The sequence below is a fragment of the Actinophytocola sp. genome (assembly GCF_036002505.1).
GTDB lineage: Bacteria > Actinomycetota > Actinomycetes > Mycobacteriales > Pseudonocardiaceae > DASYTH01.
In genome coordinates this window covers 1-24741 of record NZ_DASYTH010000275.1, presented here as the reverse complement: position 1 = coordinate 24741, position 24741 = coordinate 1, and the positions used below count along the sequence as shown (strand labels likewise).

Annotated in this window: 16 protein-coding genes, 1 tRNA gene and 1 pseudogene; 16 read left to right on the top strand and 2 right to left on the bottom strand. The window is 71.3% G+C overall.

The window, feature by feature from the left end; translation table 11 throughout:
• Nucleotides 1-182, top strand: a pseudogene (locus tag VGR06_RS24330) (uracil-DNA glycosylase); the annotation flags it as partial.
• Between the two features lie 97 nt (nucleotides 183-279).
• Here VGR06_RS24330 and VGR06_RS24325 read toward each other — a convergent pair.
• Nucleotides 280-4080, bottom strand: a complete 3801-nt coding sequence (locus tag VGR06_RS24325; protein WP_327561432.1) for a P-loop NTPase fold protein — start codon at nucleotides 4078-4080, stop codon at nucleotides 280-282.
• Nucleotides 4081-4390: 310 nt separating this feature from the next.
• Here VGR06_RS24325 and VGR06_RS24320 point away from each other — a divergent pair, with 310 nt between their 5' ends.
• From VGR06_RS24320 to VGR06_RS24250, 15 genes are all read left to right on the top strand, one after another.
• Nucleotides 4391-6577, top strand: a complete 2187-nt coding sequence (locus tag VGR06_RS24320) for a VWA domain-containing protein (protein WP_327561431.1) — start codon at nucleotides 4391-4393, stop codon at nucleotides 6575-6577.
• A gap of 57 nt (nucleotides 6578-6634) precedes the next feature.
• Nucleotides 6635-9775 (top strand): tubulin-like doman-containing protein, encoded by a 3141-nt coding sequence (locus tag VGR06_RS24315; RefSeq protein WP_327561430.1) that lies wholly within the window; start codon nucleotides 6635-6637, stop codon nucleotides 9773-9775.
• Nucleotides 9772-11979, top strand: coding sequence for a hypothetical protein (locus VGR06_RS24310; protein ID WP_327561429.1), 2208 nt, complete (start codon nucleotides 9772-9774; stop codon nucleotides 11977-11979). Before VGR06_RS24315 ends, VGR06_RS24310 begins: the two co-directional genes overlap by 4 nt.
• 157 nt (nucleotides 11980-12136) lie before the next feature.
• A complete protein-coding gene (locus VGR06_RS24305; protein ID WP_327561428.1) occupies nucleotides 12137-13033 on the top strand; it encodes a hypothetical protein in 897 nt (298 codons plus the stop codon).
• Nucleotides 13021-14130: a TRAFAC clade GTPase domain-containing protein gene (locus tag VGR06_RS24300; RefSeq protein ID WP_327561427.1), complete on the top strand. Its 1110-nt coding sequence runs from the start codon at nucleotides 13021-13023 to the stop codon at nucleotides 14128-14130. The genes VGR06_RS24305 and VGR06_RS24300 overlap by 13 nt, the downstream gene beginning before the upstream one ends.
• Nucleotides 14127-15581: a hypothetical protein gene (locus VGR06_RS24295; protein WP_327561426.1), complete on the top strand. Its 1455-nt coding sequence runs from the start codon at nucleotides 14127-14129 to the stop codon at nucleotides 15579-15581. Before VGR06_RS24300 ends, VGR06_RS24295 begins: the two co-directional genes overlap by 4 nt.
• Nucleotides 15582-15660: 79 nt before the next feature.
• Complete coding sequence (locus tag VGR06_RS24290; RefSeq protein WP_327561425.1) at nucleotides 15661-16350, top strand: DUF4129 domain-containing protein; 690 nt, start codon at nucleotides 15661-15663, stop codon at nucleotides 16348-16350.
• Complete coding sequence (locus tag VGR06_RS24285; RefSeq protein WP_327561424.1) at nucleotides 16347-16820, top strand: hypothetical protein; 474 nt, start codon at nucleotides 16347-16349, stop codon at nucleotides 16818-16820. Before VGR06_RS24290 ends, VGR06_RS24285 begins: the two co-directional genes overlap by 4 nt.
• A complete protein-coding gene (locus tag VGR06_RS24280) occupies nucleotides 16817-17812 on the top strand; it encodes a MoxR family ATPase (protein WP_327561423.1) in 996 nt (331 codons plus the stop codon). The genes VGR06_RS24285 and VGR06_RS24280 overlap by 4 nt, the downstream gene beginning before the upstream one ends.
• Nucleotides 17809-19227, top strand: coding sequence for a DUF58 domain-containing protein (locus VGR06_RS24275; RefSeq protein WP_327561422.1), 1419 nt, complete (start codon nucleotides 17809-17811; stop codon nucleotides 19225-19227). The genes VGR06_RS24280 and VGR06_RS24275 overlap by 4 nt, the downstream gene beginning before the upstream one ends.
• Before the next feature lie 370 nt (nucleotides 19228-19597).
• Nucleotides 19598-20089 (top strand): hypothetical protein, encoded by a 492-nt coding sequence (locus VGR06_RS24270; protein WP_327561421.1) that lies wholly within the window; start codon nucleotides 19598-19600, stop codon nucleotides 20087-20089.
• Nucleotides 20090-20306: 217 nt separating this feature from the next.
• On the top strand, nucleotides 20307-21629 hold the full coding sequence (locus tag VGR06_RS24265) for an NAD(P)/FAD-dependent oxidoreductase (RefSeq protein WP_327561420.1): 1323 nt from the start codon (nucleotides 20307-20309) through the stop codon (nucleotides 21627-21629).
• A 139-nt stretch (nucleotides 21630-21768) separates the two neighbouring features.
• Nucleotides 21769-21845 (top strand) — tRNA-Leu (locus VGR06_RS24260).
• Between the two features lie 315 nt (nucleotides 21846-22160).
• Entirely contained in the window at nucleotides 22161-22811 is a 651-nt protein-coding gene (locus VGR06_RS24255; protein ID WP_327561419.1) for a DedA family protein, read from the top strand.
• Between the two features lie 93 nt (nucleotides 22812-22904).
• Nucleotides 22905-23711 carry an alpha/beta hydrolase gene (locus VGR06_RS24250; protein WP_327561418.1) on the top strand — a complete coding sequence of 269 codons (807 nt, stop codon included), beginning with the start codon at nucleotides 22905-22907 and terminating at the stop codon, nucleotides 23709-23711.
• 144 nt (nucleotides 23712-23855) lie between these two features.
• Here the strand turns inward: VGR06_RS24250 and VGR06_RS24245 are convergent.
• Nucleotides 23856-24741, bottom strand: an 886-nt coding sequence (locus tag VGR06_RS24245) for a hypothetical protein (RefSeq protein ID WP_327561417.1), incomplete at its 5' end; no start/stop codon positions are given.

Genomic DNA, 24741 nt, shown 5'->3' with positions numbered 1-24741 from the left:
CCACCCCCCGTCCCCTCTTCACCCACGCCGCCCACGTCGAACTCCCCGCCACCGACACCGGCTCGTCGCTCCATCTGCTCGGCAGCTACCACGTCAGCCAGCAGAACACCTTCACCGGCAAGCTCACCCCGGCCATGCTGCGTGAGGTCCTGCTGCGAGCGAAGGAGTACGCGGGGCTGTAGCTGGGGCGTTGACCAATGTCCTGAAGGCGGCCTTCGGGACGTTCAGCGTCCTGAAAGCCGCCTTCAGGGCATGTGTCGACTCTCAACCGCGTCGCACTCAGCGACTTCCCGTATCGGCCGCGTCCATCAAGGACGGATCGTATTTCCGGTACGTCTCGAAGCTGTACCGGGCCACCTTGATCGACCAGTTCCGGTAACGCTCGGCGCAGCGGAGAGAGTCGTGGTTCTCGTCGGTGTGCCGGGCAATTCGTTCGCTGAGTGTGGTGGCGAGCGGCTGGCATGAATCGTCGGCGGCGTCGAGGAAATCCACGATGTCCTGGTGCATTTCCTCCTCGTGCTCGCACTTCACGTTCCTGAGGTAGTCGATCAGGCGTGCGAAGGCGACCGGCGCGGATACCAGACCGGCGGCCATGATCGCGGCGGCTTGGTATTCCCCGTTGAGATAGCGTGAACGATCGGGTTCGTGCACCTCGGCGAGGATGAGCCGGTAGATGTTCATGAGTTTCTTCGCCGCGCGCGGGCCGGGCAGCAGGTCGGCGAGCGACACGAGGAGATCGAACTCCTTCCGGTGCATGCGGAGCGCACGGCTCGGCGGGTCCCAGGCCTGCGGTGGCGGGTGGGAGAACCGGATGTGCGTCGGCTTCACCGGGTCGGGTGAGCCGCTCGGATGCGGTTCCGTGCCGGGCTGCGGCCCGCCGGACGTGGGCACCGGGATCGCGGGGACGGCGTCCGTGTGGTCCAGCGCGATGTCGCTCACCAGGCTGCGCAGGTAGTTGGCGCGGCGATCGCCCAGCGGACGCATGGCGTAGACCACGTTGAACACCTTGTCGAGCAGGCTGAGCACCTGCCAGTGCTCCCGCTCGCCGTCGATGGCGCGACCGGGCACGTTCTCCAGTCGCTGGAACAGCACCTGCGGGTCGATGGCGACCACCACGATGAAGATCGGCATCGAGGTCAGCAGGTTCACCGCCTCGATGACCTTCATCATCCGAGCCGGCGAGCACCGGTCGAGGTCGTCGATGTACAGCACGATGCGTTCCACGACCGGCAGCGTTTCCGGTTCCTGGTCCTCGTTCGCCCGGGTCAGCGCTTCGGCCAGCTTCCGCAGATCGCGATGGACGTCGCCGACGACGCCGCGGTGCCGGGCAATGGTGTCCGACTCCTTCAGGTCAGCCATGATCTGGCGCAGCCGGAAGTCCGGATCGACCGCGCTGCGCCGCGTGGCCGTCCGATCCAGCTCGGCCTCGACCGCACGAGCTTCCTCAGCCCATCGATTCTTCTGGTCGTCGATGAACCTCCGGAGCGCGGCGCCCCCGGATGCGAGCACGGTCGAGGTTCCGGCGACCACCGACCACAACACGCGGTAGGTCTCGGGTATCAGGGCCCATCCGATGATCCCCACCGGGATCACGAGCGCGAGGATGCCCAGGAACCACCAGATCGCCCGGGTGCGGGGCGAGCCGGCGATCTCGGAAACCTGTTGCTTGATCTCGTCGATTTCGGAACGTCCGATGGCCGCGGCTTCGCGGTGCAGTCGCCGGGCATGGCGCAGCAGGGTGACCGGGTGAGTCAGGGACATCCTCGCCGACTTCGCGGCGTCGACCCGGGATGCCAGCTGCTTCTTCCGTTGGATCAGCCGTTGGTGCCGACGCCGCACGGCGTCCCGCTCCTCGTTCGGCGGCAGCGCTGATTGGTCCAGATCGGGATCGTTGAAGGGGTTCTGGTCCAGGCTGTCGCGGATCTGCTCGTACAGCCCGGTCAACACGTGGGTGTCGCTGTAGTGCCAGGCGTTGAACCGGATCTGACGCACGTTGGAGATCCAGAACGACCTGGCCGGGTCCCCGCGGGTGCTCTCGGCCAGGTCACGGACCCGGTCCTGCACCTGCAGCACGGTGCTCGACTTGCCGGAGCCCCAATCACCCAGCAACGCCAAGGAAAGCGGGACCGACGTCTGCCGGGCGGCGATCAGCTCGGCGAGCGCACGCACGTCCTTCGTGTTGCCGATGGTGTCGTGCGGGGTCGGCTCGTCGCTGGTCGGGTTCGGATGCGGCGGGTCGACGGAGACGGAGCCCGTGCCCGGCGGTACCCGGCGCGGCACCTCCGGCGTGCCGGTGGTCCGGACGAGGGCGATGTCTCCTTCGCTGCCGCCGGCCACGATCAGCTCACCGTCCGGCATGAGCGCGATGGCCTGGACCTTGCCGGCGAGGAACCTGGGCCGGACGCGGCCGACGCGTTGACCGGTATGGCGGTTCCAGCGCTCGACCGACCCGTTGGCGCCACAGGAGATGAGGGTCTCCCCGTCCTCGGGCAGCAGGACCTTCAGCACGTCGCCGTGACCGGTGATGATGGGATCACCGATCCGGGCTCCGGTGCGCACGTTCCAGAGCGTGATGGCACCGTCCTCGCCGCCTACCGCGGCCAGGTTGCCCCCGAAGTCGATGGCCACGGAGCGGACCTGCCGCCCGTCCGCCACCGCCTTGCGGGACATACCCGGGCGGTCCTGCTCCAGATGCCAGAAGGCGATGTCCCCGTCGTCGTCGCCGATGACGGCGTACGAGCCGTCTCCGGAGATGGCGATGGCGGACACGGCTTTCTTCGCATCCGACCAGGACGGGCCGCTCTGGGTGCGGGTGTCCGCCCGCCACTGCCGGACCGTGCGGTCGTTCCCGCCGGAGAAGATCCGGGTGCCGTCCGGGCTGACGGCCAGCGCCCACACCTGGGCGCCGTGCGACATCGGCAGGCCGCGTGGCGACCTGCCATACCGGTCCCACACGGTGATCGTGCCGTCCTCGCTGCCGGTGACGACCTGGGAATTGTCCCGAGGCCAGGCGGCGACCGCCGAGACCGTGTTGTTGTGGCCGCGCAATACGCCCTGATCCTCGCCGGACTCGTTCCACAGGCGCGCGGTTCCGTCCGCGCTGCCGGTGACGACCAGATCGCCCTTCTCGCTGACCGCAATGGCCCGGACGGCACCGGTGTGCCCCCGAAAGGCGCTTCTGATCGGTGCGCGGTCCAGCAGAACTTCGATGTGGTCGTGGCCGCCCGCAGCAAACAGCATGGGCTTGGTGGACGAGGTCGGCACGGCCAGCGCGAATACGCCCGCTGGAAATCTGAGCCCGGTGTCCTCCAGCAGGTCCTTGCCGGCGAGTCGCCATTTCAGGACCTTCCCATCCGCGCTGGCGGACAGGAATGTGTTCGGCGAGGCTCGTGCGAGCGCGTGGATCGGTCCGGAATGGTGTGGGTCGAACAGTACCGTGCTGTCGACGTTCCAGTTCCACTCGGTGAGGGTCGAATCGTCCCGGCCGAGGATCACCTTTTCCTCGTCCACGACCAGCAGGCTTCTGGCCGTGGCGCCGCTGGATGCCGGCATCGCCGTCAACATCGTCAACCGCGATTGGTTGAGCTGCCAAACCTGGACGGCACCGTTGGCGCCACCGATGACAATGGTTCGCTCGTTCGGGGCCACGCCCAGAGAGAATGCCTCTATTCCGGTGTGACCGACGATGACCCGGCCGCTGCGATGGAGGCGCAGCCGCAGCTGGCCGTCCCGGCCGGCGGTGGCCACCCAGGCCCGGGTCACCGCCAGGGCACGTACTTCGCTGTCCGCGAGCATTTCGCTCAGGTCGGTCCGCTCCACCAGCTGGTCGTTCACCAGCCGCCAACGACGGACTTGACAGTCGCCTCCGGAACTGAACACGAAGGTGTCACCTTTGTGTTCAAAAATGTCCAGTGCCAGCACGCCGTCTCGATGGGCCGGGGCGGAATCCAGAGTCCGGCGCGGATCGGTCGCCCAGAGGCGGATGGCGTCGTCTTCGGCGCCGGTGATGAATCGGGTGCCGTCGGATGTGGTGACGAGGGCGCGAATATCGCTGGGTGCGCTCTGCCCGGGGGCGGCCATGTCTGGCAGTATCGCCGGGCGCTGGGAGGGCGTTGCGCGGGCTCGTGATTACAATTCGGCATCGCTCGGACACAAGGGGGAGCCGGAGGGCGGTGGCAGCCGTTGCATGGTCATTGAGGTAACGGCGGGTGCCGGGTCGTCGACTAGGAATTGAGCCGGCGGCCCGGGCTCGTCCAAGAACGGTTGGAGGGCAGGGCCGAGCAGTGGAAGTAGGGTACGACCTGCGATGATCCGAATCTTTGCCGCCGCGTTCCTCCTGACCCTGTTAGGCCATTCGGGTGGTGTGGTTTCGGCTGTCGCTGAACGGGACATGACAGCTGTTGGACAAAATCAGGACATTGACCTCAAGCCGGCCAAGATTGTCATTCTTGTCGACGAGTCGGGCAGCATCAGTCAGCCGGACATGGATCGCGAGCGGGACGCGGCCAGCCTGATAGGACAGTCCGAACTGTCCACCAAATCCACCGTCTCGGTGGTCGGTTTCGCGAGCGACAACGGAACCAGGTCACCGGTGGACGTCGTCTGCCCGCCCCTGGTGCTGTCCGGTCCCGCGGAACGCGACCACATCGCGCAGTGCGTGAGCGGCCTGCGCAAACGGACACGGCCGGAGGGCGACGGCACCGATCACGCCGAGGCGCTCCAGCAGGCGATGAGCTACCTGCGGGACGGCTCCCCCGCCGACGGGCCGAAGTTGATCTTCCTACTCACCGACGGCGTCCTGGATGTCACCGACAGTCCCCGGTACGGCGCGAACAAGACCGGTGACCAGCGCAACGACGCCGCGCGCGAGGTCATCCGGCAGACCCTGACCCAGGCCAGGGACGCCGGCGTACAGGTCTGGCCGCTCGGCTTCGGCAAGGTGGACACCAACGCGCTCAACGGTTTCGCCGAGGGCGGGTACCGGGGCTCGTGCGGTCCCAACGTCCCCCAGCCGCGGGCCACGGTGGTGTCCAGCTCGGCCGACGTCGCCGACGCCCTGCTGCGCGCGTTCAGTTCGGGCCGGTGCGCCGGCGTCGGACCGATCCAGAACACGCCGGTCGGCTCCGGTGCCAGCGTGGAGATCCCGGTGACCATCCCGGTCATCGCCACCGACGGGTCGATCATCGTGGCCAAGCACGACGGCCGGATCGGCGTCGACTATGTTGACCCGCAAGGAAAGTCCGTACCCAAGTCGGGCGAGACCGGCAGCGGCAAGTTCGAGGTCAGCGGCGAGAACAGCCCGGTGGAGGTGCTGCACATCGTCGACCCCGTGCCCGGGCAGTGGAAGGTGCGGGTCTCCTCCGGGCAGGGCGTCCCGGCCCAGAACGTGCTGACCACGGTGACCTGGCTGGGCGCGGCGCAGGCGCTGCTGCTCCTCGACCCGCCCGCGCCCGCGGTCGGCCAGCCGGTCACGGTGTCGCTGCAGGTCGTGCTGCGCGGCGGAAAGCCGGTCACCCAGCCGGATCTGCTCAGGGGGCTGGCGTTCTCCGCGGAACTGTCCGGAAAGGACCTTCCGGTGCAGCCGATCGCGATGCTGGACAACGGGCAGGACCCGGACACCGCGGTCGACGGCACGTTCACCGGCCGGCTGACCATCCCGCAGGAGGTCACCGACGAGATCACGTTCAAGGGCACGGTGAGCGGGCTGGGCATCAGCGCCGCCGACGCGCTGGCCACGGTGCGGGTGGCGCCGGAGGTCCCGCCGATTCTGGCGGCCGCCACGTTGCCCACCATCAGCACCAGGGTCGCCCCCGGAGAGACCGTCCGGGCCAGCGTCGCGGTGACCAACAACACCGGGCAGCGGCACAAGGTCCGGGTGCAGGTGCGCGGCGCGGGCGACGCCGCGATCACCGTCCCGGCCGACGACGCGGTGCGCGAGGTCGACCCGGGCCGGACCACGTTCGAGTTCCGGATGGTCTTCGCCGCGAACACGCCCGAGGGCGTGACCACCGGCGTGGTGCAGGTGGTCGACGGCGACGACGCCGGCACGGTCTTCCACGAGAAGCCGTTCACCGTCGAGGTCGCCTACCCGCCACCGCCTCCGCCCATCCTGCAATGGGTTCTGGGCACGGTGGCCGGGATCGCCGTGGTCGCGCTGGCGCTCTGGCTGGTCGCCCGGCGCCGCTCACAGGAGGTGGAGGGTCTGATGGTGCAGGCCGTCCGCAATGGACAGCGGGCCTACCTGCACACCGAGGCCCGCAAGGCCAAGCAGTTCCGGTTCACCGTGACCATGCACACCCTGGTGCCGGCGCTGGACGTGGCGCAGCCGGGCGACCCGACCGCGTTCACGCTGACCCGGTCGCGCGCGGGCCTGACCCTGCTGACGCCGTACGGAGAGCGCCACTCGATGCAGCTGGACCAGTCCGTCGAGGTCGGCGAGGACCTGAGCATCACGGTCTCCCTGGACGAGCTCCGGCGAAACCAGGAGGCCCAGACGGACCACTACGCCACGCAACCGGTTGAGGAGGAACCCGGCCCGTCCGGCCCGCAGCCGACCGCGCGGGACCCGTACCTGTGAGCGCCCGCGGGCGCTCGTCTCGACTCACGTTCGCCGGACCGCCGGCAGGAGGATGATATGCAGATCTACCAGCCCATGTTGTTCGTCGGGTTGGGCGGTACGGGTTGCCGCATCGGTGCGGAGCTGGAGCGGCGGCTGCGCGAGGAGCTGTGCGGCCCGGACGGGACCGCGCTGCGCGAGCGCATCCCGGGCAACGAGCAGCTGCTGCCCTACCAGCTGCCCAGCTGCCTGCAGTTCGTCTACGCGGATCTGGCCGAGGACGAGTTCAGCCACATCGAGAACCGCGCCGTGCCGGACCGCAGCCACCTGCCCGCGGCCGAGCGCACCTACACGATGGTGCGTGAGCTGGTGCCGCCCTACGACACCTACCCGGAGGTGGCGCGCAGCCTGCGGTTGAGCGCCCCCGCCGCGATCGAGGACTGGCTGCCGCCGCCGGAGAGCGAGCCCCGGGTGGGCCCGCTGGCCAAGGGCGCCGGGCAGCTGCCGACGGTGGGCCGGGCCGCGCTGTTCGAGACGTTCCGGACGGGCCTCGCGCCCGCCCGCACCTCGCTGTACAAGGCGATCGGCGCGATCAGCAACTCCGGCGAGCACCTGTCCCGGCTGGGCGGGAAGCTGCGCGACTCGGTGGACGTGTTCGTGGCGTTCTCGGTGGCCGGCGGGACCGGCGCCGGATTGTTCTTCGACTACCTGCACCTGCTCGGGGACGTGCTCGCGGCGGAGCGGTACAAGGCCCGGATCTTCCCGCTGGTGCTGATGCCGTCGGCGTTCGAGGAGGGGCTGGGCGGCGGCCGGCCGGCCGAGCTCAACGCCGCCCGCGCGCTGCTGGACCTGTTCCGGCTGGTCGACGACCAGAACTCGCAGGTCGCCGGCACCGCACTGGACCGAAGGGGCATCCGCGGCTCGCTGTCCGTGCTCTACCCGGACGGCAACGAGATCCGGCTGCGCGCCTCCACCGTGCAGACCGCGTTCCTGTTCAGCCTGACCGCCGGCATGCACCGGGACGACCTGCACCGCTCGGTGGTGTCGCTGCTGCTCTCGCTGATCGGCACCGACCTGCCCGCGGACATCGAGGGCGGCCAGTACCTGGACCGCAACTTCCAGTCCTTCGCGGACAGCTTCATCAACAGCGCCACCGAGCGGGGCGTGCCGGCTGCGACCGGGATCGGCAAGCGCGGTGTGTCCACCAGCGCGGTGGCCTCGATGACGGTGCCGGCCGAGGACCTGGCCGACATCGTCAGCTCCCGGCTGCTCGCCGACGCGGTCACCGAGATGACCACGCCGACCGGCATGGCCGGGGAGAGCAACCGGGACCTGATCGCGCAGCTGTTCCAGAACTCCAACATCGACCCGTTGCTGCACCGGGCGCCGCTGCCGATCGCCTCGCCGCCCGCGGTGGACGGGCTGGACGCGATCCTGGCCATGCTGAACACCCGCAAGCGCACCATGGAGTCCAGCATCAAGGCGCTGGAGCAGACGCTGGCCCAGAACGTGCCGGAGATGGCCAACCAGTTCAACCCGCGCCGGGCGGTCTCCATGGCCATCGGCGAGGTGGGCGCGTTCCGGGTGGCGCGGGCGCTGCTCGGCGAGCAGACCCTGGGCGATCCGTTGAGCCAGCTCGGTTTCCTCAAGCTGGTGGAGAGCCGGCGGAGCGAACCGCCGCCGCCGCAAGGGATGGCCCTGAACGGGCCGGTTCCGGAGGTGCGCAAGCTGCGCTGGTGGAAGAAGGTCCGGTTCGCCGACGCGCAGGTGCGCGCCGCGGTGCAGCAGCAGGACGAGTGGTTCGCGTGGCGGGCGCAGCGGGCCTGGCACGCGGCCTGGAACCTGCAGGCCGCCCGCTGGGAGCCGAAGCTGCGCACGGTGGAGCGCGAGATCCTGGCGCTGGTCGAGGGGTTCCTCGACCACGCGCGGACCGAGGACGCCCGCTTCGCCCGGCGCGCCAAGGCGTTGTACGAGCCCCGGGTCGGGGTGTCCTACCTGCTGCCCCGCCAGGGCCAGCTGCCCGCCTTCTACACCGCGGCGATGCGCCGGCTGGTCTCGGTCTACGTGTCGCAGTACCAGGTGCACGCCTCGGCGACCCCGGCCGTGCTGGTCAACACGATCATCGGCGGGCAGCAGGGCTGGAGCGCCGCGGAGAAGCTGTTCCAGGAGTACGGCCCAGTGGACGGGTCGGGCCGGGCCGTCGGGAAGATCCGCGACCTGATCAAGACCGCGGTCCTGGGCGTGTTCCGGTACCGCGACGAGGCGCACCAGCCGCTGCTGGCCAACCTGCACGATCTGCTCGAGGCGGCGGCGGGCCGGTCTCGCGGGGTGGTCAACGAGGACGATCTGTCGCAGTTCCGGGGAAAGCTGGCCGGCCTGGTGCCGGGTGGCTTCGCGCCCGGCGGGCGGGGGCGGCTCAAGGTGCTGTTCTCCTACCCCTCCCCGGGCGGGAAGCGGGACGTGGAGCTGGAGAAGTTCCTGCGCGCCGAGGTGAACCTGCCGCGCGAGGTCGACTCGGTCACCGAGTTCCGGCCGATCGACGCCGAGTCGATCGCGGTGGTGCTGTTCCGCTCCTCGATGGGTCTCACCGAGGTGCCCGAGGTGCAGAAGATCCTCATGCACTGGGCGGACGCGGTGGCCGAGGCGCGCAAGAACGACTTCCTGCAGTGGCGGCAGCGCACCGGCTACCGCTTCGGCTACCTGGCCACCACGGTCGAGGACCGGACCCGCATCCTGCACCACGTCCTGTGCGCCGCGTGGAACGGCTACATCGAGTGCCGGGGCGAGATCACCTCGCCGAAGAGCATCAACCTGTTCCTCGGCGACTCGAAGATCAGCATGCAGCTGGACCTCTCCCAGTACGCCCGGCTGTCCAGCTGGAGCAGCCTGCTGTCCGAGTACGAGCGCTGGGTGCTCGCCGACAGCGAGCAGATCCGTCAGGACTTCTGCGACCGGCTCATGGACACCCAGCCCAACGGCCTGACCCGGGAACTGGCACAGCCCTCGCCGGTGTTCCGCACCCTGGTCGAGCTTGCCGAGTTCGAGACGAAGGAGACCACGAAGCTGCTGGCCGAGAACCGGGCCTCGGGCCGGCGAAAGCTGGAGTCGGTGCACGAGTTCTGGGCGGTGACCTTCAAGGACGCGCTGACCATGAGCTTCCGCGCCGAGGACGCGCACCAGGACAACCTCGCCGACCTCTATGAGTGGGTGCTGCGGTGACCGCTCGGGCGGGCGCGGCGGTGCGCGTGCTCGACATCCGCGACCAGGGCCCCGATCTGTCCTTTTTGGACAAGTTGGACAAGTCCACCGCGCACCGGCAGGGGCTGGCCGATCGGGTGGTCGTGATCGACAGCACCGACACGTTGCTGGACAACCATTCCCGGTTCCAGCGGCTGGTGTCGCTGACCCATGTCCGCGCGGTGATCTGTGTGGCGGTCGGCCCGCTGGCCCGAGAGGGGCAGATCGCGCTGCGGCAGTCGGCCGCGCTCGGCACCGCCGGCGTCACGCTGTGGGTGGGCGACGAGTGGGGCAGCCGGTGGGCGGGCGGCACCGACCGGCCGCATCCGATCACGGCGGACGGGCCGCAAAGCCTGCCCGACCTGATTGCCGCCCTGGACAACCCGCAGGTCTTCGACGAGGTCTTCGACGTCGTCCGCACGATTCCGCACCAGGCGGTGTGCCCCGGCCTGTCCGTCGTGTACCCCACGGTGGCCGCCGGGGAGCTGCGGTTCCTGCGCACCGCGGCGCTCGACGAGCTGATGGAGCACAGCCGGTCGGCGACGCCGTGGCCGCCGGCGCCGGCGCCGACCCGGTGGCGCGACCCGGTCGACCCGCGGCGCGACCTGATCACCGCCGAGTCGCCGGTCGGGCGGAGCCGGCGGGAGCTGCGCGGCGTGCTCGCCGCGGTCGGCTCGGCCGCGGCCGCGCTCCCCGGGTTCGGCGCGCTGCTCACCGGTGAGCCGCGGGTGGACCCGGCGCGGATCGCCACCGCCGCCGAGGAGCACCTCGACCGCGTGGACGAGCTGCTCGTCCAGCTCGACCGGCAGTCCACCGGGCAGGGTGGGGCGGACCGGCTGAGCCGGCTCGGGGTGCCCGCGGTGGATCCCTCGGACAACCCGGCGCTCTCCGAGAACCTGCGCACCCTGGTGCGCACCGGCCTGCGCACCGGCCACTCGCTCCGCGACCTGGCCACCCACCTGCGCCGCGTCTCGAACCAGAGCGTGCCCGAGGGCAGCGCGGCGGCCCGCGCCGAGCTGGCGGCCCTGCGCCAGAACCTGCTGGCCGGGATGCGCACGCCGGAGCCGCCGGAGGTGTGGCCGCTGCCGGCGAGCGTGCTGGGCGGCGGGGCCGCGCCGAGCACGCTGCTTACCACCTGGATCACCGGGTCGGTCCTGCCCGGCCTGCTGGTCGGGCTGGTCTGGGTGGTGCTGGTGGCGCTGTTCCTGGCCAGGCTGCCCGGGCGGAGCACGACGGCGTGGTCGCCGCGGAACCGGCTGCTGCTCGCCGGCACGGTGCCGGTGGTCGCGATCGCCCTCGGCGTGGGGGCGGCGCTGCCTCCGGCCGGCGGCGCTACGCCTGCCGGGCTCGTGGTCACGCTCGTCGCGCTGGCCGTCGCGCTCGGCGGGACCGGCCTCGCCTGGCGGTACACGGTCGCCGGGTGGTTGCGCGGCCTCCGGCTGGCCGAGGCGGGCCGCACGCTGGCCCACATCGAGTCCACTGTGGACGACCGGGTGCGGGACTATGTGCGCACCTTCGAGCACCGCCGCCGGCTGTCGGACTCCGCGCTGCTGCTGGCGTCCGGGATCACCGAGCTGGCCCGGCTGTACGCCGAGCGGGTGGCCCGGGACCGGGAGCGCGACCCGGCCGCGCACGGCGCGGCCGCCGCAGAGTTGCTCGAGGTGCTGCGCGGCGACCTGATCTCGCTGACCATGCGGGCCCTGGACAACTACCTCAACGCCATCGGCACGGACGCCCCGCTGGCCACCGACCCGGCCCGGCTCGCCGCCGAGGCCAACCGCGATCTGACCGACTATCACGCGTTCCTCGACGCGCACAGCATCCATGCGCAGCCGCCGATGGTCGAGGACAGCGCGGCCCGGGAGTCGCTGACCCTGGCGCTGTGGCGGCGCTCCGACGCCGGTCGCCGGGTGCTCCGCAGCGACGGCCGGGACGAGCTCGTGCAGCTCTGCGAGGCGGGGGACATCCGTGCGCTCAACGTGTCCTGGACCGACGTGCGGGTGGTGCGGTTCGCGCCGGCGCTGGTCCAGCGCGTGTTGCTGGGCACCGCGGACGTGGACGTGGTCACCACGGACACCGACATGATCGGCGTGCTCCGGCTGATGCCGCTGGCCGCCGGCCGGGTGGTGTACGAGCACCCGGTGGTCACCACCAACTCCGAGGACCCGGAGGGGCGGTACGCATGAGCGGAGCTTGCGGAGCGAACCATGCAATACTCCTGCGTCTTCGAGGAACGAGAAGACGCAGGCTTGGCGGAGCTTGCGGAGCGAATCACCAGGCATTGCCCCGGCGCCGAGGAACGAGGCGCCAGGGTTGCCACCGCCGAGCTTGCGAGGCGGTGGCGTGAGCGAGATTGCCGCATCGGCCACCCTCGTCGGGCGGGCCCTGGACGGGCGGACGAAGACCTGGGAGATCAAGGCCGACGCGCCGGTCGACCTGCCCGGCTCGGCGCTGGTCACCCAGCGGGTGCGGGTGGCGCCGGACGACACCATGCTGGTCCGCCGAAGCCTCCGCCGGGGCTCCGCCGACCCGGCGTACGTGTTGCTGGACAACGAGATCCGCGCGCTGGCCCGGCTGAGCCGAGCCTTTCCGAACGAGTGGGCGCGCCCGTTTCCCACGCTCGTCGGCTACGACGTGGACAGCCGCGAGCCGTGGGCCCTGGTCAGCGACTACCGCGGTCAGCCCGCGCGGGAGGCGGTGACCGGCCTGCTCGGCAAGGGGCAGATCGAGTTCGCCACCCGGCTGCTCGACGCGCTGGCCCGGCTGGCCCTGGTCGAGGTGGTGCACAACCGGTTGAGCCTGGACGGCATGTACCTGGCCCGGACCACGCTGTCCATTGTGAACTTCGAGTACGCCACGTTCTTCGGCGAGCCCCCGCAGAACCGGTCCGGGCGTGGCGCCCGGCCGGAGGACGACCTGCTCGACGCCGGCCTGCTGCTCTACGAGGTGCTCACCGGCGAGCCCGCCCAGTCCGAGCTGCCGAACCTGGCCGAGGTGCCGCTGCTGCGGTCGCAGCTGCCCGATCTGTTCGCCGAGCTGCGACTGCGGCCCAGCGCCGCCGACGCGCTTCGGCGGTTCGTCGTCCCGGCCGAGGTGCCGGTGTTGAACGGCTACGACCCGCTGGCCGCCGGACGGGCCGCGTTCGACGAGGCGCGAGGGAAGAAGTACCCGGCCGCCCCCGAACCGGCCCCGGTGGAGGTGCCCGGCCCGGTCCGGCGGAAAGGACGGTGGTCGCGGTGACCTCGGCGAAACCCCCGGCCCGCCGGGTGAAGTGCCCGGTCTGCTTGGACGAGTACGCCTGGGACGAGCGCGAGGTGCTGGAGTATTCGGTCAAGGACGGCAAGTACAACCCGGCCCGGCGGCCGGCCGGGTTGCGCGGGGCCAAGCTCGACGACGCGCGCCGCCGCTGGTACGTCAAGTGCCCCAACCCCTCGCAGGACAGCGCAAACCACTACCTGCCCGCGACGCTGGGCGACTTCGCCGACCCGCTGGTGGTGGCGCTGGTCGGGCGCCCGCGGTCGGGCAAGACCCACCTGGTGGTCGCCATGATCAGGGAGCTGCTCGGCGGGGTGTCGGCCGGCGAGCACGGGCTGCGGGCCGAGGCGCTGGACTACTACCAGCACGTCACGTTCAAGCGGAATTTCCTGGACCCGTTCGAGCGGGGCAGCCGGCTGCCGGGCACCCGCGGCGGGTCCGGCACCTACCTCGAGTGGCTCGTGGTGCAGCGTGGCAACGTCAAGCGCCCGCTGGTGTTCTTCGACGTGGCCGGTGAGGACTTCCGCGATCCGGCGGAGAACGGGCGGCACACCCGGTTCCTGGTGAACGCCGGTGCCCTGCTGTTCGTCGAGGACGCTCCGTGGATCTTCCGGAGCTTGGCCGAGGAGCAGGACCTCCGGGTGGACGAGACGCTTTCGCTGCCGGCCGGCGCCTCCAACGAGTGGGTGCAGGAGGCGGTCAGCCGGCTGCCCGCCGGGCGCGAGTCGTTGCCCGCGGTGGTCGCGCTGACCAAGTCGGACCGGCTCCGCTACATGACCCCGGCGGACCGCTGGATTCGCGAGCGGAGCGGGGGCCTGCTGTCGGCAGACCGCATGCTGACGGAGAGCCGCGACGTGTACGGCCTGCTGCACAGCGCCAACGCGAACTCCATCGCGATGCGGCTCTACAGCGAGTTCCAGCGCTGCACCATGCATTTCGTGTCAGCCACCGGCGGGGCGGTGGCCGAGGACGACACGTTCCCGGCGGGCATCCGCCCGGCCCGCGTCCTGGTGCCGCTGCTGGCTCTTTTCGCAATGGCGGGCCTGATCACCGGGCCGGAAGCTGAACGGGTGGGCAGATGACGTACTACGACCAGGACGCGTCGGTCGAGCAGATTCTCTTCGGTCTGACGCCCAAGGGCGGTCTCGGCGTCAAGAAGTACTCGGTCGGGTTGACCCCGGACGCCGCGGACAAGTGGGACAACCGGCTGAGCAGCTACAACCGCCTGTCGCCCACCGCGATAGGGCAGAAACAATGGGTGCCGGACCGGGCATTCTCGTATTTCGAGTTCGCCGACGGGTGGGCGGCGTTGCTGGCCCGTTTCAACACCGGCGAGAGCGGCCGGAACAATTCGCACGCCCTGGTCGGTCCCAGTCCGGCGCTCGGCGCCTACGCGATGTTCCTGTCCGGCTGGGATCGCTGGTACGACCGCGACCCGGGGCACACGCTGGGCTCGGTCAGCCCGTACGACTGGCAGCATCTGGTGACCACGTGGACCGACCACGTGCGAATCAGGGCCAGGGACCACCGGGCCGCGCTGAACTCTCTGGTTCGGGAGGTTCTGCTCGGCGAGGCCGAGCACTACACCGTGCTCACCGACACCGATTCCGATCCGCTCGTGTTGCTCACCCTGGCCCGGAGCGTCCTGGACCCGGTGCTGTCCTCGCAGGCACAGAGATTCAGCTGGACATTCTCGACCTACGAGCGGTCGGACACCGATCCGGAGGCGTCACCCTATGCGGACGGCTCACCGCGGTTCTGGTGCCTGCGGTCGCTACCGACTTCCGGGCAGTCGGGTCGCCGCCGGGTCCTGGTGGATCCGACGGTCGAGGACGACCTGCACGCCGGCTTCGCGGCGGAACTGATCACCCAGTACCTGAACGACCCGAGCCGGTATCCGCAGCTGGTCGAGGACCAATTGGCCGGCATCACCGATGCCCGGACGAGGATCGCCAAGCTGCTGACCAACTTCGAAAAGGGACAGCCGCACATTTCGCGCCCGGCGGAGCCGGTGGTGAACCACCTGCCCGCCCGCACACCCGATCAGCCGCGGGTCGCCGCGCCGGTACTGGCCGGGCAGCGCGGCCCGACCGAGGTGTACACCCCGCCGCCGGCGGTTCCGCCGGCGGCGCCCCGCCGGCCGAGTTATCCCGGCGGCGGGCGGGTGACCGAGGAGAAGCCGAGAAAGCGCGGTGGCCAGCGGCCGGCGCACGTGGTGTTCGAGGAGCTCGGCGACGGCCGCAACCTCGACCCCGACCAGCGGAGCGACCTCATCGGCGAACTGCGGGTCCTGTGGCAGACGAATGATCCGTACGAGCACAACGCCCGCCTCATGATGCTCCATTTCGAGAAACGCGTCACGCGGCTCGAGATCGTGATTCTGCTCGTGATGGCGGCGGCGGTCCTGATCACTTCTCTGGCGGTGGTGACGGCGCAGCGCGAGATCACCGTGCCGACCCAGCCGACCGCTCCGGTTTCCGTACCGGCCAACGGGACGCCCCAGTCGCCGACCGGAGGTGGCGGCGGGCAGTGACCGGGCGGCAGCTGACTGAATTTGACATCGACTGGATAACGACGATGTGCCGCGCGATCGGTTAAGGCATGCTGCGGGGATGAGGAACCGGGTACCGGTGCTGCTCGCGACGCTGGCGCTGGTGATGCTGGCCGCGGTGGTGGCGGGGGGTTCTTCGGCGGTGCCGGTCGGGAGCGGCAAACCGATTCTGGGGTTTCTGCGGATCCCGACGATCGACATTCCGCAGACGCCGCGCGGCCGGCAGGTGAATCGGCCGGAGGCACCCGGCGCCTGGGCGGACCTCATTGGCTGGGTCATCGTCTTCTCCCCGATTGTGCTGCTGTTTCTGGCGATCGCGGCCGCGCTGGTGCTCACGCTGCGCCGGTCCGGCAGGAGCGAACCGTCGGCGAAGCACCCCTCGGAGGAGGCCGACTACGGCCAGGTGCCGGCCGCGCGGCTGCTCCGGGCGGCGCAGGAGGCGCAGGCCGTGTTCGCCGCGCACCGCGGTGGACCGCCGGGGGACGCGGTGATCGCCGCCTGGCTGCGGCTCGAGGAGGCGGCCGCGGAGCACGGGACGCGGCGGCTCGCCCATCAGACACCCACCGAGTTCACCGCCGAGGTGCGCGCCGGGCACGGCGAGGCCGGCGACGCGCTCGACGAGCTGCGCCGGCTCTACCACCGCGCCCGGTTCGCCAGGGCCGAGGCCGTCGGACCGGCCGAGGCCGAGGCGGCGGGTGCGGCCCTGGAACGGATCGTCACCGGTCTGACCGTCGAGCCGGTGGCCCGATGACCCCGTCCAAGGCGGTGACCGCCGCGACCGTCGGCACGGTGGCGGTCGCCCTGTTCGCCAACAACCTGCTCGCCATCCCGATCGAATGGGCGTTCGTGCTTGGTCTGCCGATCGGCGGCCTGGTGCTGCTGGGCATGCTGCTCGCCGGTGCCAGCGACGCGAACTGGGAGCCGGAGCCGGCGCCCACCTTCGCTCCGGCCGAGCTGCACGCGAGCACGCTGGCCGCCCGGTTCGCCGAGGCCGCCGAGGACCACGACCGGTTCACCTCCCGGGTGCAGCCGCGGCTGCGCCGGCTGGCCGTCGCCCGGCTGCGGGCCCGGGCCGGCACCGAGGACCTCACCAGCCTGGACGATCCGCGGGCCCGGCGGGTGCTGAGCCCGGAGCTCTACCTGCTGCTCACCGACCGGCACGCGCGGCTGCCCGAGCCGCGCCGGATGGCCGCGCTGCTCGACGAACTGGAGGGATCATGACCACCGAAGAGTCCACAATGGATGGAGTGGCCGGCGCGGCGGTCGGCGAGATCGGGGCCGAGGCCGGCGCCGTGCTGTCGGCGCTCGGCATGGTGATCGTCGGGCGGGAGCGGACCATCCGGCTGGCCCTCGCCGCGGTGCTCGCCGGCGGCCATGTGCTGCTGGAGGACGTGCCGGGACTGGGCAAGACGCTGATGGCCCGCGGGCTGGCCCAGGCGCTCGGCCTGGATTTCCGGCGCCTGCAGTGCACCCCGGACCTGCAGCCCGCGGACGTGACCGGTTCGTTCCTGTACGACCCGGACAAGCGCGAGTTCGCGTTCCGGTCCGGCCCGATCTTCACCGGCCTGCTGCTGGCCGACGAGATCAACCGCACCCCGCCGAAGACCCAGTCGGCGCTGCTGGAGGCCATGCAGGAGCGGCAGGTCACCGTCGAAGGCCGAACTTTTCCCCTACCTGAGCCATTTCACGTGCTGGCCACGGCGAACCCGATCGAGTACGAGGGCACCTACCCGCTGCCGGAGGCGCAGCTCGACCGGTTCCTGCTGCGGCTGGACGTCGGGTACCCGCCGGTGGACGAGGAGGTCGAGGTGCTGCGCCGGCGGCTCGCCCGCCGCCGCGAGGAGGTCACGCTGGGCGCGGTGATCGACGCGGACCGGTTGCGGGCGCTGCAGCACGGCGTCGAGCTGGTCGACGTGGACCGCGACGTGCTGCGGTACTGCGTGGAGCTGGCCGCGGCCACCCGCACGCACCGGGCCGTGGAGGTCGGCGCCTCACCCCGCGGCTCGCAGGCGCTGCTGCTGGTGTCCCGGGCCCTCGCGGTGCTGGACGGGCGGGACTTCGTGCTGCCCGAGGACGTCAAGGAGTGCGCGGTGGCGGCGCTCGCCCACCGGCTCACCCTGCGCGCGGAGACCTGGAGCAGCGGCACCACCGGCGTCGAGGTGGTCACCGAGCTGCTCGGCACCGTCCCCGGCCCGGCCGCCACCCGGTCATGACCGCCGCCGATCATTTTCCGGGGAACGCCGACCCGTGGCTCTCGGCGAGGGCGCAGGGGTTGCCGCGCGAGCCGCGGGCGGTGCGCTGGCTGCGGGAGCGGCGGGCCCAGGGGACTGCCGGGTGGCGGCCGACGGACGCGATGGCCCGCGGGGTGCTGGTCGGGTTGGGGTTCGCGATCGCGGGGCTGATCCTGCACCAGCCGGGTCTGCTGCTGCTCGGTGCGCCGCTGCTGGTCAGTGCCATGCTGGCGCTGCCCGCGTTCGGGGATCCGGTGGTGCGCGTGCACCGGCGGGACCGCACGGTCGAGGAGGGTCGCGACGACCTGGTCACCGTGTCGATCGATCCGGGACCGCGGGCCGAGCTGGTGGCGATCCGGCTGCCGCTGCCGGGCACCACGGTCGGTCCGGTCCACCTGCTGCCGGCGTCGGCGACCAGGCTGGCGGCCCGGGTCCGGTTCGACGCCTGGGGCGAGGGCGTCGAGATGCGGCCGGACCACCTGATCGCCGGTCCGGACGCGCTGATGGTGTTCGGTCCGGTGGTCGGCCGGGAGGCGCGCCGCCTGGTGCTGCCGCCGGCGACGCTGATGCCGCCGGGCCCGCTGCCGCCGCGGGCGGCCGGGCTGGTCGGCGTGCACCGCTCGCCGCGTCCCGGCGACGGCACGGAGCTGCGCGACATCCGGCCGTTCCAGCCCGGCGACCGGTTGCGCCGGGTGGACTGGCGGGTGTCGCTGCGGGCCGCCGCGGCGGCCGGGGGCGAGCTGGTGCCGGGCACGCTGCACGTCCGGGAGCGGCACGCCGAGGCGGACGCGGACCTGGTGATCGCGCTGGACACCCGGGTCGACGTGGGCGCCGACGTGGAGGCGTGGGCGAGCCAGGCGCCCGGCGGTGTGCGCGCGGGCGGCAGCCTGGACACCGGTGTGCGGGCCGCGTCGGCGCTGGCCGCGAGCTTCCTGCGGCAGGGTGACCGGGTGGGCCTGGTGGACCTGGGCAGCCCGCGGCTCGGCGTGCCGCCCGGATCGGGCCGCCGGCAGCTCGACCGGATCCGCCACCAGCTGGTCACCTGCGGCCGGCTCGCCGGCTGGACCGCGCGCCCGGTGTTGCGCCCGGTGCAGGCGCCGGCCGGGGCGCTGGTCGTCGTGTTGTCCACGTTCCTCGACGACGCGATCGCCGACCTCACCGCGCACGCCGCCCGGCGCGGCAACCCGATCATCGCGGTCGACCTGCTGCCGCACCCGCTGACCCCGGCGCGGGAGACGCCGTGGGGTCCGGTGGTTCTCGGCCTGCTGCTGGCCGAGCAGCGGGTCCGGCTGGACGCGCTGCGCGGTCTCGGCGTGCCCTCGGTGCGCTGGGGCGACGGGACGGCGCTGCGCGCGATGCTCCGCCTGATCCGCCGGCGCCGTGGGGTGCTGGCATGAAGCTTGCGGAATGCCAGGCGAGGGAGTTGGCCTACCGCGACGAGGGTAGGCCGAGGAACGAGGTCTGCCCGAGAAGTGGTCCGGTGACCAGACAGCGAAGGCGACCCACGACCATGGCCAACATTCCCGAGTTGGAGAGCACTGTCGGATGAGCGGGCCGGCGCAGGGTGCTGATCGAACGGGAGGCCCGGTGAGAGCTCAAGGACCGAGCGGGCCGGCGGTGTCTGGACTGACGAGCAGCGCAGGGAGCGAGGAACGAGCGACCGAGCAGCGCAGGAGGGAAGACACCGCGTCAAGGCCCGCTCCCGCGAGCGGAGCGAGCCAGATGTCACAGCCCGCTCCCGCGAGCGGAGCGAGCCAAATAGACACAGTGGGCCGAGGCCTGTCCGGCTGGGTGCCGCGGATCATGGTCGCGGCGGCGGCCGGCGGGATCGTGGCGGTGCTGATGGCCAACGGCATCGGGGGCGCGGCCCTGGCCCTGGTGGTGCTGGCGGTGGTGCTGTCCGTGGCGATGCCGTCGTCACCCGCGCCGACGCTGGTGCTGGTCCTGGTCGGGCTGTCCGTGCTGGTGCTCGGCCGGGATCCGTTGGCCGGGCCGGTGCTGGCGCTGATCCCGCTGGTGCACCTGTTCCACGTGAGCTGCGCGATCGCCGGGACGCTGCCGGCGAAGTCCCGGGTGCACCTGTCGGCCCTGCGCACCCCGGCCCTCCGGTTCGTGGCGATCCAGGCCGGTGTGCTCGCCCTCGCCGGCCTGCTGGCGCTGGTCCGCGTAGACCACGTCACCGCACCGCTGGAGATCCTGGCCCTGGCCGGCCTCGCGGCGGTCGCCTTCCTGATGATCTGGCTGATCTACCGTGCCTGATTGGCTCGCTCCGCTCGCGTGAGCGGGCCTTTGGCGCGGTGTCTTCCCTCCTGCGCTGCTCGGTCACTCGCTGGCGCTCGCTCCCTGCGCTGCTCGTCAGTCCAGACACCGCCGGCCCGCTCATGTGTCCACAGTGAACACTTTGGTCTAGACCGCAGCGACCAGGCTCACACGGGCCACACGGGCGTTTCTTGCTGGGGAATGGGACGATGGGGGCATGGCGCAGAAGTCGGCCCCGACGCGGATCGTCATCCTGGGTGGCGGCTATGTCGGCTTGTACACCGCGCTGGGTCTGCAGCGGAAGTTGCGGGCCGGCGAGGCGTCGGTGACCGTGATCGACCCGCAGCCGCACATGACCTATCAGCCGTTCCTGCCGGAGGCGGCTGGCGGCGCCATCGAGCCGCGGCACGTCGTGGTCCCGCTGCGCCGGGTGCTCAAGCGCTGCCACATCCTCAACGTCCGGGTCAGCCGGATCGAGGACGCCCGCCGGACCGTGACCGTGGAGAGGCCGGACGGGACCGCCGACGAGATCGAGTACGACGTGCTGGTGGTGGCGCTCGGGTCGGTGGCGCGGCTGATGCCGGTGCCGGGGCTGGCCGAGCGGGGGATCGCGTTCCGCACCATCGGCGAGGCGATCTACCTGCGCAACCACGTGCTGTCCAAGCTGGACGAGGCGGCCGTCACCGAGGACCCCGAGCGGCGCCGCAAGCTCCTGACGTTCACCTTCGTCGGCGGCGGGTTCGCCGGCATCGAGGCGCTCGGCGAGCTGGAGGACATGGCCCGGTTCGCGACCCGCTACTACGAGAACATCGAACCGGCGGACCTGCGCTGGGTGCTGGTCGAGGCGGCCGGCCGGATCCTGCCCGAGGTGCGCGAGAGCCTGGGCGTCTACACCGTGCTGCAGCTGGAGAAGCGCGGCATCGAGGTGTACCTGTCGACGCTGGCGAAGTCCTTCGAGGACGGCCACGTGATCCTCTCCGACGGCACCGAGTTCGACAGCGACACCATCGTGTGGACGGCCGGGGCCAAGGCCAACCCGGTGATCACCGGCTCCGACCTCCCGCTGGACGAGCGCAGCCGGATCCGGACCAGCGCGGCGATGCGGGTCGAGGGCCATCCCGCGGTGTGGTCGGCCGGGGACATCGCGGCCGTGCCCGACCTCGCCCGGATCGGCGAGGACCCGAACGCGGTCTGCCTGCCCAATGCCCAGCACGCGGTGCGCCAGGCGAACCTGCTGGCCCGCAACGTGATCGCGGTGCTCCGCGACCGTGAGCCGAAGCCCTACCGGCACAAGAACATCGGCTCGGTGGCGAGCCTCGGGCTGCACAAGGGTGTGGCCGACATCTTCGGGATCAAGTTGAAGGGGTTCCTGGCCTGGGCGGCGCACCGGGGATACCACGTGGCACGGGTGCCCACGTTCAACCGGAAAGCACGCGTCGTCGCCGACTGGTTACTCGGTGGCCTGTTCCGGCGTGAGGTCATCTCGATGGGACAGATCAGCAATCCGCGCGCGGAGTTTGCCCGGGTCTCGGAAAGCTGATACCTGCCGGGTCCACTGGTCCAATCGGCCTCTAGGCCATTCGTACTATCGGCGCTGAACGGCGTATGTACCTTGGTCCAGCTTGCGCAGTTCGGGAAAAGTGACCCCGGGCCACGTGTTCACGCCTTAGGCTTCGCCTGCCCCCGTAGCCCAACTGGCAGAGGCAGCCCCCTTAAAAGGGGTCGAGTGCCGGTTCAAATCCGGTCGGGGGCACCACCTCTCACCAGCGCGTATGGGTGCTTACGGTACGCGCCTGACTCGTTTCGCACCGTGATAGTGGGCATTTCACACCGGGTAGTCGTTCGGGTGCTCATTGTGGTTTGCCACCGCAATTCTTGAGCCACTCAGAAAAACGTCGCGAGGATTGTTATCCGGTGGCGACGTGCTGTTTCTCCGCGCGTCGCCCGTTGTCCACCGGTCGTCCAGTGTGGACCTCCCTGGTGGACCCGGCGGGTTCTTCAGCGAGCACCGGGTCGCAGGAGACGGGCAGACCCTAAGCTGGTCGAGGATCGAGGGGAGAGGAAGGCACGGATGCACGTCGACCAGTGGCTCGAAGCGATCCCACCGCTCACCGTCTACCTGATCGTGGGCGTGGTGATCGGCATGGAGAGCCTGGGCATCCCGTTGCCGGGGGAGATCGTGCTGGTCTCCGCCGCCCTGCTGGCCTCGCAGCACGACGCGTTGAGCCCGGTGTGGATCGGGGTGTGCGCCAGCGCCGGGGCGATCATCGGGGACAGCATCGGCTACCTGATCGGCCGCAAGGGCGGGCGGCGCCTGCTCGGCTGGGCCGGGCGGAGGTTCCCGAAGCACTTCGGGCCGCGGCACATCGCCAAGGCCGAGGAGGTCTTCGGCAAGTACGGCGTGTGGGCGGTCTTCTTCGGCCGGTTCGTGGCGCTGCTGCGCATCCTCGCCGGCCCGCTCGCCGGCTGCCTGCACATGCCCTACGGCAAGTTCCTCGCGGCCAACGCCCTCGGCGGCATCACCTGGGCCGGCGGCACCACCGCCGCGGTCTACTACCTGGGCGTCGTCGCGGAGCACTGGCTGTCCCGGTTCTCCTGGATCGGCCTCGCCCTGGCGGTGGTCACCGGGCTGGTCGTGGCCGTCCTGGTCAAGCGGCGGATCAACCGCGCCGCGGCCGCCGCTCCCGAGGAGGAGGAGCAGCTCTCCACCACCGGCCACTGAGGCCTCTACCCGCGCTCCGCCGCCGGTGGCACGCACCTCGAAGGGACCGTTGTTACTCTGGAGTAGCTGGTTGGTCCACACGAGGGAGTGCGGATGCCGATCGAGGTTGTCTACGAGCGACGTGGCCAGGGCAGTCCGCTGGTGCTGCTGCACGGGATCGGGCACCGGTGGCAGGCGTGGGAGCCGGTGCTGGACCTGCTGGCCATGCGGCACGAGGTGATCGCGGTGGACCTGCCGGGGTTCGGGCGTTCACCGCTGGTGCCGGACCGGGAGTACGACATGCCCGGCGCGGTCGAGCTCGCCGCCGAGATGTTCGCCCAGCTCGGGCTGTCCCGGCCGCACGTGGCGGGCAACTCGCTGGGCGGGGTGCTGTCGCTGGAGCTGGCCTCGCAAGGTTTGGTGCGCTCGGCGACCGCGCTCGCGCCGGCGGGGTTCTGGACCGCCCGCGACCGGGCCTGGGCGCTGGGCGTGCTGACCGCGATGCGCTACAGCGGGCGCGCACCGAGCCGGATCCGGTCCGCGGTGGTCAACCGCAAGCTCACCCGGCTGCTCGGCGCGAGCATGCTGTACGGCCGCCCGTCCCGGCTCACCGCGGAGCTGCTGCTCGCCGACCTCGACGCGTTCGTGGCCGCACCCGGCTTCGACATCGTCGCGCGCGCCGGCCGCGGCTACGTCTACGCCAGCCCCGCGCCCACCGTCCCGGTCACCGTCGCCTGGGGCAGCCGCGACCGCATCCTCTGGCCGCGCCAGGCCCGCCGCGCCGCCGAGCTCCTCCCGGCCGCGCAGCACGTGCTGCTCAAGGGCTGCGGCCACATCCCCATGACCGACGACCCGGACCGCGTCGCCGCCCTCATCCTCGACACCTGCGCCCAGGCCGAACCCGCCGACGCCGCCGCCTGACCCCGCGCATGTTGGCCTCTCACGTCGCCGTGTTGGCCTCTCGCGACGTCATGGTGGCCCGTGACGATGCCAACCCGCACGCCACCGGCCAACACGGCGACGCCACGTGCCAATACAGCGACGTGAGGCGCAAACACACGCGTGTCAGGCGCCAACTCGTGGGTTGGGGGTAGGGGCGGGTTTCTCTTCGACGGGCGGGAAGAGCAGGGTGTCCTCGAAGGACTGCTCCGCCTCGGCGGGGGCCAGGGTGGCGGTGACCCGCTCGACGAGCTGGTGGGTGTCCCGGAGCTGGGCGGCGAGCTGATCGCGCAGCGCGGTCAGCCGGTCGACCTCGGCGGTGGCGGCGGCGAGGCGGCGGTCGGCAGTCTCGCCGGCCTCGCGGATCCGCCGGGCGGCCTCCTCCTCGCTGGCCGAGCGCGCCGCTTCGACCTCCTTGCGCAGCGCCGTGCGCTTGGCGTTCATCGACTCGGAGAACTCGCGGTCGATCCGGATCCGGTCGTGCTCGGCCGCGGCGTCGATCTCGCGGCGGCGGCGCTCGGCGGCCGCGGTCATCTCCTCCGACCGGGCCCGGGCCGACTCCATGATCGTCTGGTGCGCGGTGTGGATCTCGGCCTGCTGGCGGTCGAGGTCGGCGAGAAGCTGCTGGTAGCGCTCGCGGAGGGCGACCGAGGCCTGCTCGGCGGCGGCCCAGGTGTGCTCGGCGGCGTTCTGGGCGCGGGCGATGATCTCGTCGGCCTGGGACTTGGCGACGGCGACGACCCGCACCGCCCGGTCGTCCCGGAGCGGCGGCGCCGGCTCGGCGGCGGCGGCCGGTGGCTCGGGCCGGGCGCTCAGCGTGGCGATCTGCGCCCGGACAGCCTCGAGCTGCCCGGCCAGCTCGGCGGCCTGCTGCTTGAAGTAGTCGCGCTCGGCGGCGGTGTGCCGGGAGCTCGCCTCGAGCTGCTGGAAGTACCGGTTCACCTGGGTGCGGTCGTAGCCCTGACGCACCACGGAGAAGGCGGCGACCGGCCCGCCGGGTGGGGGTTCCTCA

Coding starts and splice junctions, on each gene's coding strand:
- VGR06_RS24325 (WP_327561432.1), bottom strand. CDS start 4,080: ATGGCCGCCCCCGGGCAGAGCGCACCCAGCGATATTCGCGCCCTCGTC.
- VGR06_RS24320 (WP_327561431.1), top strand. CDS start 4,391: ATGACAGCTGTTGGACAAAATCAGGACATTGACCTCAAGCCGGCCAAG.
- VGR06_RS24315 (WP_327561430.1), top strand. CDS start 6,635: ATGCAGATCTACCAGCCCATGTTGTTCGTCGGGTTGGGCGGTACGGGT.
- VGR06_RS24295 (WP_327561426.1), top strand. CDS start 14,127: ATGACGTACTACGACCAGGACGCGTCGGTCGAGCAGATTCTCTTCGGT.
- VGR06_RS24290 (WP_327561425.1), top strand. CDS start 15,661: ATGAGGAACCGGGTACCGGTGCTGCTCGCGACGCTGGCGCTGGTGATG.
- VGR06_RS24285 (WP_327561424.1), top strand. CDS start 16,347: ATGACCCCGTCCAAGGCGGTGACCGCCGCGACCGTCGGCACGGTGGCG.
- VGR06_RS24280 (WP_327561423.1), top strand. CDS start 16,817: ATGACCACCGAAGAGTCCACAATGGATGGAGTGGCCGGCGCGGCGGTC.
- VGR06_RS24275 (WP_327561422.1), top strand. CDS start 17,809: ATGACCGCCGCCGATCATTTTCCGGGGAACGCCGACCCGTGGCTCTCG.
- VGR06_RS24265 (WP_327561420.1), top strand. CDS start 20,307: ATGGCGCAGAAGTCGGCCCCGACGCGGATCGTCATCCTGGGTGGCGGC.
- VGR06_RS24255 (WP_327561419.1), top strand. CDS start 22,161: ATGCACGTCGACCAGTGGCTCGAAGCGATCCCACCGCTCACCGTCTAC.
- VGR06_RS24250 (WP_327561418.1), top strand. CDS start 22,905: ATGCCGATCGAGGTTGTCTACGAGCGACGTGGCCAGGGCAGTCCGCTG.